The sequence below is a fragment of the Vibrio sp. JZG10 genome (assembly GCF_054064075.1).
In genome coordinates, this window is sequence record NZ_JBSUGE010000002.1 from 293,297 (window position 1) to 308,078 (window position 14,782).

Genomic DNA, 14,782 nt, shown 5'->3' on the forward strand with positions numbered 1-14,782 from the left:
GCCTTCCTTTATCTTTATTCATACCGAATCATTCGTTTCTCAGTACATTCCACGCTTCACAAAGAATTCTAAACCTTTCTGCATCACCATTCTCTCTATCTGGGTGCCAACGAAGCGCGAGTTTTCGCCACTGCTTTCTAATTTCTGCGGGTGTTGCATCAGGGTTAAGCTCAAACAGTGACAGTGCCTTTGTCTTATCTACACTTGCAACAGACGAACCACCAATGAATTTTTGATAAGTGGTCCAAAACTCATTCAACAATCGACGCACTTCATCTTCGTCCGCTTCGTAGTTGCGCCAATCCAGGTAATATTCACGCAAAGGATCGTTAATATCAACGATATGCCTCGAAGCTTCTAACGAAGACATCAGCTGGATATTCATCGCTTCAACTTGCAGCCAGGCATCTGGGTAAAGCGTTTCTTGCAGTTGGTATAGCGCGTTCATGATTAAGAAATTTCGTTTGAATAAATCCTTATCAGGAGAATCATCCAATTTCGAAATGTAGCCCTGTTCACTCAACTTGCTGGCTAAGGTGTGAACTTTCCAATCGGAAGGCTGCTTTCTAAGAATTTCTAGCATTGGCCAAAGCAACGGGTTTTCTATTGCATGAGTCTCAATACTACTGACCGTGCGTTGTCCTTCCATTCATCCTCTCTGTTTAATATTGAAGCATCACACTAATCTCAGAGAAAGCTGCTCATCTGTACTGGTAAAAATGCTTGCTGACGCGTATTTCAGGCCTAATTTCTGTGGCACCGAATGAAGCGTGGGTATCATTTTGTACCATAAACAACAAAAGGCCGATAGTCATCAACCATCGGCCTTTGTAAGGAGATCACGTAAAGGTTAAATAACCCCTAGTTCACGTAAACGTTCCATAAGGTAGCTATGTGCGGTGTAGCGCTCAGACAAAACCACTTCTGGCTTTGGATGCAAGAACAACGGCAATGAAATACGCGACTTTTCTTGACGGCCACCCGTTGGGTTGATTACACGGTGAGTCGTTGAAGGAAAGTAACCGCCCGACGCTTCTTGAAGCATATCACCAATGTTGATGATTAAGTTTCCGAAGTCACAGGGTACATCTATCCAATCACCTTCTTTGCTCTTTACTTGTAGTCCAGGCTCATTAGCAGCAGGCAAAACCGTTAACAGGTTAATGTCTTCATGCGCAGCAGCACGAATAGCGCCTGGCTCTTCTTCCCCTGTCATTGGTGGGTAGTGAAGAACGCGTAGTAATGTTTTGTCGCTGTTATTGATCATTTCTGACAACGCGATAGAAAACTTCTCTTGAACGTCCTTAGGTGCGTACGCTTCAACCCAGCCTAATAGCTCCTGAGCAAATGCATTCGCCCGCTCATAGTACTCTAAGATTTCAGCTTTAAGTTGCTCTGGGATCTGGCCCCAAGGGTAAACATGAAAGTACTCTTTGATGTCTTTCACTTTGTGCCCTTTCGCTACTTCAGACACAGAAGGTGGGAAGTAGCCATCTTGGGTGTCTACGTTAAAGTGAAAATCATTCTTTTGATCTGAACAGAAAAACTCATGCCAGTTTTTGTAAATTGACTCTACAAGCTCTTGTGGAATCGGGTGGTTTTTCAACACACCGAACCCTGTTTCGCGCAGAGAGGTAACGAACTGTTGAGCAGCATCGTCAGCAAGATAATCGACAGTTTCCAGTTTCATGGCTTTACTTCTTTTTTTATTAGACTGAATCACGGATTCTATGGATGGGCATGTTGTAAATCAAACTTTAATGAAAAGTGCACGCGCAAACGTTTTAATGTTGAGCAGTTTGGCAATAAATCAACATTTTCAGTGATCAAAAACACCATCAAAATAACAATTGCACACCGTTCAATTAAGTGTAATCATTACCCAAGTCTATGGAGTCCCACTGTAAGATAAATTGAAGGATCAAGTAACTCTATGAAAAGCACCTCGACACTCTTAGGATTGACGATTTTTTATGCCATCGTGTTTTTATTTTCTGCGTTAGAACCTAACTCACGTGCCGTTTGGTTTGCAGAGATTATCCCAGCAATTGGTATTCTTGTTGCTATTTGGGTAATCTCGATTCGCTATCAATTCAGTAATACGGCTTACCTTTTAATGTTCATCTGGCTCTGTTTGCACACTATCGGAGCGAAATATACGTTTTCCGAAGTACCATTTGACTGGTTTAACGACATGATTGGTTCAGATAGAAACAACTTTGATCGCGTTGCGCACTTTTCGATTGGCCTTTATGCGTATCCGATAGCTGAATACTTGATACACAAGAACAAGTTCAACAAAACGTTCTCTTGCTGGTTTGCTTTGTTTGCGATCATGTCGCTTGCAGCAGGCTATGAGATTATCGAATGGTGGTATGCAGAATTGGCTGGCGGCGATGAAGGAATCGCCTTTCTGGGCTCGCAAGGTGACATATGGGACGCCCAGAAAGATATGTTGTGCGACACCGTAGGTGCAGCGTTGTCGCTATTTTTAATGTCGGCTCAGCGTCGATTTTCTCAGCCACTCTAAATAAGGGTTAAACCCATCAACAATTGGAACCTGTACGATCTGTGCTACTTCATATTCGTGCAGGTTTTCTATTTTCTCTTCCACCAATTCATAGAGCTCTCGGCGAGTTTTGATCACCAGCAACCATTCGTTGTCAGTACAAATCTCCCCTTTCCACACATAGTGACTTTCAATAGGCATCGTTTGAATACACGCGGCTAATTGGGCATCTAGCAAACCTTTAATGATCTGATCTCGATTTTTTTCGTTGCTGGTTGTGCTTAACACCATGCAGTAGTCATGTTTTATACTCATTTTCTAGCCCTTCATTATTTCATTGTCACTTTGCCGCCAATCATTTTGTAAGCGGGCGTTCCTCTCACTAGGGTATCTCTTGCAAACTCTTGCCCGCAACTGGGACAGTTGCATGGGGTTTGTGTGAAATCGTCAACAATGCGCTCTTTGAAGCACTTGACCAGTGCGCCTTTTCCGCCTTTACGGTACTTGAATAGTTGAGTTTTACACTTTGAGCAATAGATATCGACGGTTTTCGTCGGCTGTTTCTTATTCGGTTTCGCCATGATTCATTTCTATATCAGGTTTTACCCATACGTTATTAAAGTCAAACCAACCTAAGGCATTACACTTTGCATTTTGTAAGGCGCCGCTGTGGTCTTTATTGACACCCAACCAGCAGTGAAACATCGGAATCACCTGACAACTTTTTACCAACTGACGTCCTAACTCACGTGCAGGGAAGTCTGGATAAACACCAGCACGCCACTGATCAACGAGCTTCGCCCATTCGCTAAAATCGTAACCAGAACTGAATTTTTCAATATCACTGTAATCCAGAAGCCAGCCAGCCAAAGCATCATTTCGATTCGTTGCAATGCCCATGGCTTTCACCCAAATATCCACTTCCTCCGGTGCGGGCGGTTGAGAATCATAACGAATAAACTCGACCTCTATACCGTGCGGTTTTAAGAGTGTCTTGATGGCCTTGGCAACTACTGGAAACATCGGATGCTTTTTCTGATACGCTACGGAAATCACCTTATCAGCCTGCGGCACGCTGCCCGCCTCTGCTGGCCTAAGATCAATCCAACCTGGCTTAAGGCCAAAGGCTTGCAATACACCCAATTCCATCACTTTATCTTGAGGAACATGCGCGTAAATCTGGTGACTGTTGAGAGTTTGTGATAGAAATTCTGCCCAGCGTGGGTCTTTTGCAATCCCGGTGTTTTTGTTTAGTAATAGAAATGTACAGCCAGGATCAAGCTCGACCTCATCAGATGAACCTTGTTTATCCATCTTTGGCTTAGACAAGCTTGGATAGACCATTGAAGAGTACGCTTCATCAATTACCCACACCTCAACTTGGTCCAGCAAGGGACGAAAGCCAAAGTAGCCATCAAAAGCAGTCAAAATGAGACGCTTATCATCATTCATTTTAACTTGGAACGGCCCAGTCCCTATTGGTTGTCTATCGAAGTTTTCTGAACGCAAAGCGCTTGGTAGCAAAATTTTTGCTTGCGACTCACTCAGCGCCAAAGGCAGGTAGCGGTCAGGACGGACGAGTTCAATATCGACGGTCCATTCCTGTGGTGAAGATACCTTTTTTATATGAGAAAACAGGTTCAGGCTACTTAGTGCAAGCACACTTTCAAGTACACAACTGGTTGATAACGGTTCACCATTATGAAAACGCACCCCACGACGAAGATAAAAACGCCAGTGTGTATCAGAAATGGCTTCCCATGTGTGGGCTAAATCTGGCTGAAGTTGTTCATTTTCATCAAGACGAGTGAGCCCGCTAAAAATTTGTCGGGCGATGTGCTGTTCAGAACGCCGCATCGGTTTCTGTGGGTTTAACATCGCCAATGGTCGATAATATGGCAAACGTACCACCTGTTCGCCCTGCCGATGCTGAAGCCCTAAATAACCCTGAATAACCTGCGTTAATCGAGCCGCGTCGTTATCAAGCGCATCTAGAGCCTGGCCAATTTTCCCTTCGTCGAGATAACGTCTGGCGAGGTTTTCACTGACATCGCTACGGTTACGTTTGAAAACGAGTTTTGAGAGCTTTCCTCGACCCGCCGCTGGATGCCATTCAATCCAGCCCTCCTCTTCTAATTTATTGAGAACAATACGGGCATTGCGACGTGTACAAAACAGCGCTTCGGTAATGTCTTCTAGCTGAACGTCCGTATCGTGACCGGCGAATTTTTCAAACAGTGTTTCGAACTGAACACGTAAACGAGGGCTACTCATAAAGAGGAAATTCTTATCTTATTGTTGATAAGCTAAGTTTCCTCATTTTTACCAAAAAGTGCAAACGTCACGCAGTAAATTATTGAATATCGATGCCAATTTCTCGTGCAAGACCGACAAGTTGTTCCTCATTATCCAGCTTGATAGACCATTTACACTCTGCACCATGAGATAAAACAACGTTCGCTCCTCTACCCAGTAACTGGATAGAATCGGTTTGCGCTTGTAAGGTTACCATTGCACTGCCGGAGAGCTTAATCACGATTTCACGCTGGGTAGCAATGATTTTTCCTAATGAAAACTCAATCACCATCTTGCTTTATACCGACTTCGTTTTATGTTGCTTCACTGCGATAGTTAAGCGACTGGTACACACTAATCGGCCTCGTTCATCAGTTATGTCGATTTGCCACACTTGTGTTGAAACGCCAAGGTGTACGGGTTTTGCCGTACCAATCACATGACCACTTCGCATTGCACGTACATGGTTCGCGTTGATATCCAAACCGACACAGTAACTCCCCTCATCAACAGAGAAATTTGCAGCTAAAGAGCCTAATGTTTCTGCGAGTACAACAGAAGCGCCACCATGAAGCATTCCTAAAGGTTGATGAGTAAAACTACATACAGGCATGGTCGCTGTAAGGGAGTCATCCGTGAAATCTGTGTATTCAATTTGTAGATGCTCGATCAGGGTATTTTTTGATGTAGCATTCAGAATCTCTATGCTAACGGGCTTTTTCCATATATTCATTGTTTTACTCTTAATTTCACAAATTGGTTTGTCGGATTGTAACGATTTATTAGAGAGCTAGCATAGACTTTACTTAAGTCTAACTTCAAGATGTAACATCTTGGCCTCTTTGACAGTTGATGAATAATTTGATCCATGCATCATGTTACTATTTGGGTATATACTATTGCTTCAAAACAAAAATAATTTAGATGGAGCCTATTATGAAGGTATGGATGAAAGCCTCTGCTCTTTTAACTATCGCGGGCTTAACGGCATGTAGCGCATCACCGACGGGTCGCAACCAGATCCTGATGTTTTCAGATCAGGAAATGTCATCGCTTGGCGCTAAATCTTTCGAACAAATGAAGAAAGATATCCCAATCAGCAAAGATCGCAAAACGAATGCCTATGTTCAATGCGTTGCCAAACACATCACTGACACCATTCCCGCTCAATCTGGATTTAAAGACTGGGAAATCGTTGTTTTTGATAGTGAACAAGTCAATGCGTTTGCTCTACCTGGTGGGAAGATCGGCGTTTACACCGGGCTTTTAGGTGTCGCGAAAAACCAAGATCAGTTGGCAACAGTCATTGGTCACGAAGTGGCTCACGTCCTTGCTGACCACAGTAATGAACGCCTTTCACAAAGCCAGTTAGCAAATGCGGGATTGTCTCTGGCAAACGTTGCTATAGGAGCTTCCGAGTACAAACAGTATCAGCAAATGACGATGGCGGCACTTGGTGTCGGTGTCCAATACGGTGTTATTTTACCATACGGTCGTACACAGGAATCCGAGGCTGATATTGTCGGGCTTGAGTTTATGGCAAAAGCAGGCTTCGACCCACGTCAAAGTGTCGATTTATGGAAAAATATGAGTGCTGCATCCGGTGGCTCTCAACCGCCTGAATTCTTCTCAACTCACCCATCGCACAGTACGCGTATTAAAGATTTACAAGCAACCATAAATAAGTTGCCTGCGTATAACGCGAAAGCGCCAAAATGTGGCTAAACTTCTGCTACCAGTGTCTATTTTTCGCAAAAAAGCTCCCTAGGGAGCTTTTTTAATGGGTATAAGGAATAGTTTAAGTACCCAGTATCTGTAGTGGCAAGCTCAACAGGCTATCTCCAAGGGTAGCAAAATACCAAATGATAGCGACAAAACCACCGACAGAAACCAAGTACCAAGCAAGTGAGAAGAGTTGTCCGTAACGGGTTAACGGCAATAAATGACTATGATGTCGACCTCTCCATTCCATGACCACTTCTAGCATCCCCATTAACAATAAAAAACCTAGCAACGTCAGCCCGAAAGAATAGCTGATAAAAATACCCAACAAGGCAGCAGCTATACTGCCGACTAATCCAACCCAAGTGTTCATCGAGAAGGTAATGCTTTTGAGTACATGACCACCATCTAGTGGCAGAATAGGCAACAGATTAAACAGGTTTAGTAACGCGTTAAACACTGCTAGGCCAGCGAAGAGCACCTCTCCAGTCATCCAATAAAGCAAAGTAAACGCGATGCTAAGAACTAAACCAAAAAATGGTCCCATAATCGAGATAACCACATCTTGCCAGCGTGTGTTGATCTTTTCATCACTCAGCGCTAAGCCGCCAAGAAATGGAATCAAATAGATGCCCTTGGTCTTCATTCCAAAGTACTTCATCGCTCTAATATGGCCATACTCATGGAAAACTAAACAGGCGATCAAAGCTAACGCGAACTCGATAGAAAATAGCCAAGAATATGCAGCAAGACTTGCAGATGCTAGCGCCACTTTGATTACTTTCGCACTCTTGAGTGCTTTCATTCCAAGTGATACTAGCCCTATCACACTTAAACGCTTTTCCGTTGGCGGCTCAACTTCTGGTACTTGGCGTTCGATGTCTTTTTCATTTCGGCAACCTTCGCTAATAAGCTCATCGTTAATTGTGACCTTGTAACTCAATTCAAACGGTTGCCATGTTAATGAACACTCCAAATGGCATACCAGGACTTCCTCCCCTGCAGAGAGTCTAAACTGGTGAAGGCAAGTGTCTGCAACATTATCACTGGCATCTATTTGGGACACCAAGGTGTTATCCCAATATAACTGCTGCCAACCAGCCATCGATCCTTCGAGCCTTAACGAACGACCTAAAAATTCAACATTCAGTAATTCCAACACGATTCCTATTGCGTCTATTGAATAACAACAAAGCGAGGCGCGAATTATGCCTGCTAAGTACAGAAACGGCAAAGCCCGCTATCTCTTGGTTTGAATGCCATTTAATCATAAAGCCCGTAAAACAATTCTGGTCGTACCATTCTCTTAAAAAATATAACGATAATACATGCCCTTACGAATCACCGTTTGACCTATGCATCATATTTAAAACGCAAAATACGCTCAAACTTTGACAAGTTATTAAACATACAATTAACATTACATTTACATCACAGTTGTATTTCACGTATTAACAACTGGTGTAAGTATCACACAACAATTACAAGGACTTCGGTCCAACACTATGACACCCTAGGAGGGTCAAGGATGAACAAGAAGCACTGCTCTCTGCTTACAATTTCGATATTGTTTGCGTGTAATGCCCATTCAGCGGGCTTCCAGGTAGCTGAGCATTCAGCATCTGGTCTTGGTCGAGCATTTTCAGGTGAAGGAGCGGTCGCAGACAATGCCAGCGTTCTTGCACGAAACCCAGCAGCGATGACGCTTTTCAAAGAAGCTCAATTCTCGGGCGCGTTATCTATCATCGATCCTGAAGTCGATGTGTATGACACAGTTAACAAAGAACATGCGAAAGATGTTGCCCCTTTACAAGTCGTGCCAGCGGGTTATTACATCAGCCCTATCAACGATAACTGGGCTTGGGGTATCGGTATGTTCACAACATACGGTGTTGCTACTGATTATCCAGATGATATTTCTGCGGGTGACATGGCGGGTGACACTTCCCTACTTTCAGTAAACATTAATCCTAATGTCGCTTACCGTATTAACGAGTCTTTCAGTGTCGGTGGCGGTATCAACCTAGTGTACGCGGAAGCGGAGCTGACTCGTCACAAAGGCGCACTCGCCCGTATTTTAGGTGGTAATAAGTCCGATAACCTTGTCGGCATGGAAGGCGAAACTTTTGCTTGGGGTTGGAATATTGGCGCTTTGTACGAGCTAAATGAAAACAACCGTTTTGGCTTTGGTTACCGTTCTAAAGTTGATCTAGATTTTGACGACGGTGAGTTTAGTAGTTACGACTCAGGCCGAGCTCCATCACCAAAAGTGGATGGCCGTTTAAAAATCTCTCTCCCTTCAATTATCGAATTATCGGCTTTCCATCAACTGAATGAACAATGGGCAGTACATTACGGCTGGCAACAGACCGATTGGAGCACATTTAAAGAACTGAAAGCGACGAGTCCTCAATGTAATGATGGAACTGCTGGTCAATGTTTCTACAAACCAGAGAAATACGAAGACAACAACCGTTATTCTATTGGTGCAACTTACACCCTCAATGCGGATTGGACATTCCGTGCAGGCTTTGCATACGACGAACAAGCAGGTGAAGCCACATTGAGCATCCCTGACAGTGACCGTTTTTGGTACAGCGCGGGCCTAACTTACGCAATGAATGAGAATTTAACTTTCGATGCAGGCTTTGCACTTGTTAAGAGTAAATCAGGCTCTTTCACCGAGACAAATGCTCAGGATGAAGAGATCAAGTTCGACTCTGAAGGTACTGCTTACATCAGCGCGGTACAGATGAACTACACCTTCAAATAATGGGATTACGGAGTAAACCAATGAAACACACGTTTAAATTATCAATGCTTTGTTCTGCAATCCTTCTTGCTGGTTGTGGTGACAATACATCAAGCTCTGGTACTTCCGACAAAGTTCAATTTGAAGATGAAGTCCAAGCACTGCTCGACCGTGGAACATCTATCAGCTTTACGCTTCAAGGGGCGAATGCGGATGTACCTGCGCCCTCTTACTTATTAATGGACACAACAGATGGCACGCTTGGTCTGCCAACTGACGGTGATGATGCCTTAACCAACCCTAGAGCCTCGATGAATACGATGGATGGATGGTCAACGTCTATGCCAATCGTTCTGAACTTTAAAGGCGATGGTTTTGCAACGGGTATGCTGCCGTCTGGTATTAAAGTCATCAAGATTAATCAACGTTTAACCGAGTGGGATGGTAAGTCTAATCCAATCGAAGACGTTCTCGTTCAGAACCAAGACTACGTTGTTCAAGCAAAAGGCAACTCTCTATATATCCAGTTCATGGATGCGCTTGATGAGTCAAGCGAGTACATTTTTGCAGTAACACAAGATGTTACTGACGTGAATGGTGAGCCAATCGGTACATCAGCCAGTTACGCGACAGGTAAATCGAAAGAAATCGTTTATGAAACTGGTGCTCTTGCTTCTATTCAAGCGGTGACACAAGCGGTAGAAGGCATTTTTGGTATCGCCAAAGTAAACCCTGACGACATCGTTTACTCCTCATGGTTCAGCACTCAGTCTGTAGGTGACACTTTGGCGGCGGTTAAAGGTGTAACGGCAACCGGTTTCTCAACGGGTGCAAATACACTAAACGCCGTTTACAAAAACGATGCGAACGAAGGTTCAGTAGATTTATCAACAGCCTACACAATGACACTTGGTGCAACCCAAGACTTTAGCACTGCGCTAGACGCTGACGATGACTTTAGTAAGTACGTTAGTGACCTAGACGCGGCAAAAACGGCAATTAAAGGCCTTTATGCGAAGTCAGGTTCCGATGTAAATGTGACTCAAGGTGTGGTCAGACTGCCTCATTATCTAGAAAAAGGGGCAAACTGGAACATGCAGCCAATGGTATCTGCGATGCCAAGCCTAGCGAAGCTAAGTGCAGCACTGGCGGATCCGAACGAGCAAGCGAACATGGTTCAGCAGCTATCAACTGGCGTTTTCGCAAATAACCCTGTTGACGTGACAAAGCTCGCAACCGATCCTACAGAGCAGCTAAAACTGGTGGGTGCTAAACTCACATTAAGCGATGGTACCCAACTCGACAGTGAACGTATTGTGACTCGCTACTCCCCAGTTCCAGTCGTTAAATCGGTAGAAGATGTCGAAGTACTGGTCTTCACACCTAAATCTGGCGTCGCGACAGACGTTGTGATTTATCAACACGGCATCACTTCAGCGAAAGAGAATGCGTACGCGTTCGCGTTCAATATGGTAAAAGCAGGTGTGGCTGTTATTGCTATTGACTTACCTATTCACGGTACGCGCAGCTTAGATGAACAACGTTCCGCAAATGCGAATGTACTGGCTTATCTAAATCTTTCCAACTTAGCCGTTGCGCGTGACAATCTACGTCAAAGTGTTCTGGATGTGTTAGGTTTGCGCGCTAGCTTGGTAGTATCGGCGCAAGGCGGTCTTTTAGCTGGAGGTCCTCTGCAAGGCTTCAACCCAATGACGGGTTCAAAAGTCAAAATGCTAGGTCATTCACTTGGCGGTATTGTAGCTACATCTGCCGTCGCAGCAGCAAACAATACATTGGGCAGCCCTACTGCGGATGCGCTGTACACCTTTAGCTCTGCATCAGTACAGAACTCTGGTGGACAAATTGGTAATTTGTTACTAGGTTCAGACAATTACGGTCCTCAGATCAAACATAACCTCGCTTATGCAGCATCAAAAGACTATGCGAATTACGCTGATGCATCATGTGCGGATCTAGAAGATAAAACATGTTACGAAGCATTTGAGGCTGCGGCAACGGAAGCTCAAGTCGCAGCTTTAGAAGCTGGTTTCTCACAATTTATCTATGCAGCACAAACAACGCTAGATACAGTCGACCCGTTCACAAACGCCTCAGATTTGGTCGCTTCTGGTTCACTAACGACACCATTCTTGATGACCGAGGTTGAGGGTGATAGCACAGTGCCAAACAGCGTTCCAAATGCACCGTTTGCCGGGACTGAGCCTCTAGCAGCTAAGCTAGGTCTAACGACCGTAAACAGTGCTAATACAGCCTTGTCTCCAATGGCAAGCTTTGTTCAGTTTAATGCAACTGCATCACACAGTACCTTTGCTTCACCAAATGGCATTCTGTCTGATATTGACCATCACGTTGAGATGCAAATGGAAAACACAGACTTCTTAATGGATGACACTTTAACGAGTGTGACTAATACTTCCGTTCTGAAGTAATCGTATTACCTCTCTTACCAAAGCCCAGTTTCGACTGGGCTTTTTCGTTCTCTATCATAAAAAACCGTCCCGTATATCCTTTGCTATAGTTAAATCGGTGTCGTACCTAACTTACTTGTTTGAAAGGAAAACTCTATGCGCATATTCACTATAATGGCCACTGCTTTACTTCTTGCTGCATGCGGAAGTAGCCAATATCTTATGTCGACAAATGAAGGGAAAATTATTACTTCTTACGGTAAACCAGACCTTAACGAAGAAACGGGTATGTACGAGTATGAAGACATGGATGGGAAAGAAATGAGCATTTCAAAAGATCAAATTGTGCAGATTATTGAACGCTAGCAACATGCCCTCTATGTATTTAGAGGGCTCTCCCCATACTTCTGAGCGCAGTTAATACTCCCAACGAACCTCTAACTTCCTCAAGAAATGAAGCAACCAATTCATCACCCAAAGCAATCAATGCATTTTCTTATATACAGGTATTATTTGTTTAGCGAATATTTTACATATTCACCCTAATCAGGTTGGAATATTGTAAAATCTCGGCTTTAATTCGCTAACACCCTTTTATTTCTCAGGATAAAGTGGATAATACCGCCACAAAATAACATTACTAAGGTGAGTCCTTATGTCTATTGAAGCTACTCTGCTTGCGCGCTGCGAGTCAAAATGTGAACTGTGTTCTTCTGAATCTCAACTAACAGCATACGCTGTCCCACCTCACGGTAACGTGACCGTTGATACTGCTATCATGGTTTGTGATAAGTGTCTGGGTGAGATCGATGAGCCAAAAGACATTAACCACTGGCGTTGTCTAAACGAAAGCATGTGGAGCCAGGTTCCTGCAGTACAAGTGACAGCATGGCGCCAACTCACTCGCCTAAACTCTGAAAGCTGGGCTCAAGATGCTCTTGACATGATGTACATGGAAGAAGAGCAAATGAACTGGGCGATGAAGGGTATGTCTGATGATGACAAAACGCTGGATTGCAACGGCACTGAACTTAAGAAAGGTGACGATGTAACGGTAATCAAAGACCTACCTGTTAAAGGCACTAACCAAGTAATCAAACAAGGCACAGTGATCCGTGGTATCAGCCTTGGTGATGATCCGAAACTAGTTTCGGGCAAGGCAAATGGCGGTCAGTCAATGTACGTGATCGCAGAATACTGCCGTAAGAAGTAATATCGTATTACTCTACAAGTCAAAACGGGGCACTATTAGTGCCCCGTTTTCATTTCTAATGAACACCAATTTGGAATAAGCTCCTCTACTCCGGTATTGACTCCGTATAGAGTTCTAGCTCCGTTATTCGCGTTTGAGCAGCTAAAAAAATACCGGCTTATAAGCCGGTATTTTCATTCATTATTTCAAGATTAACGGTACATACCGATATCTTTTTGAATGTGAGCTGACAAATCTTCCGCATAGTAACTGCGTGGTGCAGTATTATCTACGAATAGAATGTCTAGTAAGTGAGCAATCAGTCCTTTGAAGTTAACCGCGTAGGTTTTCTTATCCATAGAGGTTGGTAAAGCTACATTTGTCATTTGCATTGCTTGTGCCATGATTGCCTCTCTTTAAAGCAGTAGTCTGTTTTGTTGGTTGTATATTAGTCAGTTTCTTATTGTTTAAGAAATGACAAATTTTACCCATTCGGATTAGATTATCTAATAAAACAAGTCCATTACAAACATCAAAAATACAAATGAATAATAACAGCATAAATAGTCATAAACTGTCTAATTATGTTGAATAACTTAACGTTACCTGCATAAAGCCATCTCGACCAACAACATATTTTTAACATTAAGTTTCGTTATTTATTTTATTTTTAGCGCTTTACTTATATTTTTTGATTAGTAATTTTAACGCTAGAGCGACTGTTCGACTTATTTTTGAGGAGCGATGCCACAACCGCTGATGTCATCACAACGATTAAGAATGTGAGTGACCACGTTGTCGGAATCTCATACTCTGTTCCCACCAATAACATCTTTACACCGATAAACATCATGATCACCGATAATGCTGGTTTTAAGTACACAAACTTGTCTAACATCGCTTGCAGAACAAAGTACAAAGATCGCAAACCCAACAGTGCAAACACGTTCGCGGCTAAGACTAAAAATGGCTCTCGTGTTACCGCGAATATGGCTGGTATAGAATCCAGTGCAAACATTACGTCCATCACTGCAATTACACCGACTACGATCAGCATTGGTGTTGCCACCCACTTACCAGCTTGCTTTAAGATTAAGTGATTTCCTTGGTAATCATCCGTAACTTGCAATATTTTGCGAATAAACTGCTCAGGGTATGGGTTAACTTCTTCTGCTTCACCTTTGTCGCGAGCAAGCTTAATACCTGTCCAAATAAGGAATGCGGCAAAGAGGTACAACACCCAGTGGTACTGCGCAAGTAACTGAGCACCAACCGCAATCATGATAGCCCGTAGAACTAACGCACCAATCACGCCCCAAAGCAGCGCTCGCGGACGCAAATGCTCCGGCACACTGTATTGTGCAAAGATGATGGCAAACACAAACAAGTTATCCACGCTTAGCGACTTCTCTAGTAAGTAGCCTGTTAAGAATGAAACCGTTGCTTTATCGTTCGTATAAGTGCTGTGCGGTGCGTAAAGGTCCCAGAATAAATAGATAGAACCTGCAAAAACAAAGGCAAGTAAGAACCAAAAAACACTCCAAAGGATGGCTTTTTTCATCGTTATTACGCCACCACGCGTTTGATAGATATCAAGCGCAACAAGAACAAGCGTAAAAAGACCAAAAGCGCCATACATCGCTAATGACTCTTGAAGTGGTGCCGATTGGCTCAATTGGGTGGTACTTTCGATAAGAGACATGCTTCCTCCCATGGCGGAAGGACATGAGTTTGGTGACCTTCCGCAGACAATAACAACAAGCAGTCACATAGTAATCATGTGCTGCCAGTCAATGAATGCGTTGGTCTCGTTGAAGTGTCGGCGTGGATGAATCACGCAACACCTTTACTTACCGGATAAGCTGATGCTTAACGAGATGACG

The 14,782-nt window shown here is 43.6% G+C and carries 16 protein-coding genes; 6 read left to right on the top strand and 10 right to left on the bottom strand.

The features are described 5' to 3' along the window. Positions 1-28 precede the first annotated feature (28 nt). Together ACWYVB_RS03845 and ACWYVB_RS03850 are read right to left on the bottom strand one after the other, a co-directional pair. Positions 29-649 (bottom strand): DNA-J related domain-containing protein, encoded by a 621-nt coding sequence (locus tag ACWYVB_RS03845; protein ID WP_074190661.1) that lies wholly within the window; start codon positions 647-649, stop codon positions 29-31. A gap of 201 nt (positions 650-850) precedes the next feature. Further along, positions 851-1,690: an isopenicillin N synthase family dioxygenase gene (locus ACWYVB_RS03850; protein WP_005376329.1), complete on the bottom strand. Its 840-nt coding sequence runs from the start codon at positions 1,688-1,690 to the stop codon at positions 851-853. 243 nt (positions 1,691-1,933) lie between these two features. Between ACWYVB_RS03850 and ACWYVB_RS03855 the strand changes: the two genes are divergently transcribed. Continuing rightward, positions 1,934-2,530, top strand: coding sequence for a DUF2238 domain-containing protein (locus tag ACWYVB_RS03855; protein ID WP_074190660.1), 597 nt, complete (start codon positions 1,934-1,936; stop codon positions 2,528-2,530). Here ACWYVB_RS03855 and cutA read toward each other — a convergent pair. From cutA to ACWYVB_RS03880, 5 genes are all read right to left on the bottom strand, one after another. Further along, positions 2,492-2,824, bottom strand: coding sequence for a divalent-cation tolerance protein CutA (gene cutA, locus ACWYVB_RS03860; RefSeq protein WP_041853070.1), 333 nt, complete (start codon positions 2,822-2,824; stop codon positions 2,492-2,494). The two genes, ACWYVB_RS03855 and cutA, sit on opposite strands and share 39 nt — an antisense overlap. Positions 2,825-2,838: 14 nt before the next feature. Continuing rightward, the gene (locus ACWYVB_RS03865) at positions 2,839-3,090 is read right to left on the bottom strand and encodes a hypothetical protein (RefSeq protein ID WP_074190659.1); all 252 of its coding nucleotides are present in this window, start codon (positions 3,088-3,090) and stop codon (positions 2,839-2,841) included. After that, positions 3,074-4,783, bottom strand: coding sequence for an SgrR family transcriptional regulator (locus tag ACWYVB_RS03870; RefSeq protein WP_012842305.1), 1,710 nt, complete (start codon positions 4,781-4,783; stop codon positions 3,074-3,076). The genes ACWYVB_RS03865 and ACWYVB_RS03870 overlap by 17 nt, the downstream gene beginning before the upstream one ends. A gap of 79 nt (positions 4,784-4,862) precedes the next feature. Continuing rightward, positions 4,863-5,096 (bottom strand): DUF3389 domain-containing protein, encoded by a 234-nt coding sequence (locus ACWYVB_RS03875; RefSeq protein WP_054867596.1) that lies wholly within the window; start codon positions 5,094-5,096, stop codon positions 4,863-4,865. Positions 5,097-5,102: 6 nt separating this feature from the next. Beyond that, on the bottom strand, positions 5,103-5,537 hold the full coding sequence (locus ACWYVB_RS03880) for a hotdog fold thioesterase (protein WP_317410510.1): 435 nt from the start codon (positions 5,535-5,537) through the stop codon (positions 5,103-5,105). 203 nt (positions 5,538-5,740) lie between these two features. Here ACWYVB_RS03880 and ACWYVB_RS03885 point away from each other — a divergent pair, with 203 nt between their 5' ends. Then, positions 5,741-6,529, top strand: coding sequence for a M48 family metallopeptidase (locus tag ACWYVB_RS03885; RefSeq protein WP_317410509.1), 789 nt, complete (start codon positions 5,741-5,743; stop codon positions 6,527-6,529). 73 nt (positions 6,530-6,602) lie between these two features. On the opposite strand, the gene ACWYVB_RS03890 is transcribed toward ACWYVB_RS03885, so the two are convergent. Next, positions 6,603-7,631, bottom strand: a complete 1,029-nt coding sequence (locus ACWYVB_RS03890; protein ID WP_047010406.1) for a site-2 protease family protein — start codon at positions 7,629-7,631, stop codon at positions 6,603-6,605. A gap of 423 nt (positions 7,632-8,054) precedes the next feature. Here ACWYVB_RS03890 and ACWYVB_RS03895 point away from each other — a divergent pair, with 423 nt between their 5' ends. The 4 genes from ACWYVB_RS03895 (at position 8,055) to ACWYVB_RS03910 (ending at position 12,920) form a co-directional block, all read left to right on the top strand. Further along, positions 8,055-9,299 carry an outer membrane protein transport protein gene (locus ACWYVB_RS03895; RefSeq protein WP_012842310.1) on the top strand — a complete coding sequence of 415 codons (1,245 nt, stop codon included), beginning with the start codon at positions 8,055-8,057 and terminating at the stop codon, positions 9,297-9,299. Between the two features lie 20 nt (positions 9,300-9,319). Beyond that, positions 9,320-11,728 (top strand): VolA/Pla-1 family phospholipase, encoded by a 2,409-nt coding sequence (locus ACWYVB_RS03900; protein WP_457528044.1) that lies wholly within the window; start codon positions 9,320-9,322, stop codon positions 11,726-11,728. Positions 11,729-11,863: 135 nt separating this feature from the next. Beyond that, positions 11,864-12,073, top strand: coding sequence for a YgdI/YgdR family lipoprotein (locus tag ACWYVB_RS03905; protein WP_041853072.1), 210 nt, complete (start codon positions 11,864-11,866; stop codon positions 12,071-12,073). Positions 12,074-12,362: 289 nt separating this feature from the next. Continuing rightward, positions 12,363-12,920: a PhnA domain-containing protein gene (locus ACWYVB_RS03910; RefSeq protein ID WP_005395511.1), complete on the top strand. Its 558-nt coding sequence runs from the start codon at positions 12,363-12,365 to the stop codon at positions 12,918-12,920. A gap of 191 nt (positions 12,921-13,111) precedes the next feature. Here the strand turns inward: ACWYVB_RS03910 and ACWYVB_RS03915 are convergent, their stop codons facing one another. Both ACWYVB_RS03915 and ACWYVB_RS03920 read right to left on the bottom strand, forming a co-directional pair. Beyond that, positions 13,112-13,303: a hypothetical protein gene (locus ACWYVB_RS03915; RefSeq protein ID WP_005376351.1), complete on the bottom strand. Its 192-nt coding sequence runs from the start codon at positions 13,301-13,303 to the stop codon at positions 13,112-13,114. A gap of 278 nt (positions 13,304-13,581) precedes the next feature. Continuing rightward, on the bottom strand, positions 13,582-14,601 hold the full coding sequence (locus ACWYVB_RS03920) for a TerC/Alx family metal homeostasis membrane protein (protein WP_317410507.1): 1,020 nt from the start codon (positions 14,599-14,601) through the stop codon (positions 13,582-13,584). Between the last annotated feature and the right edge of the window lie 181 nt (positions 14,602-14,782).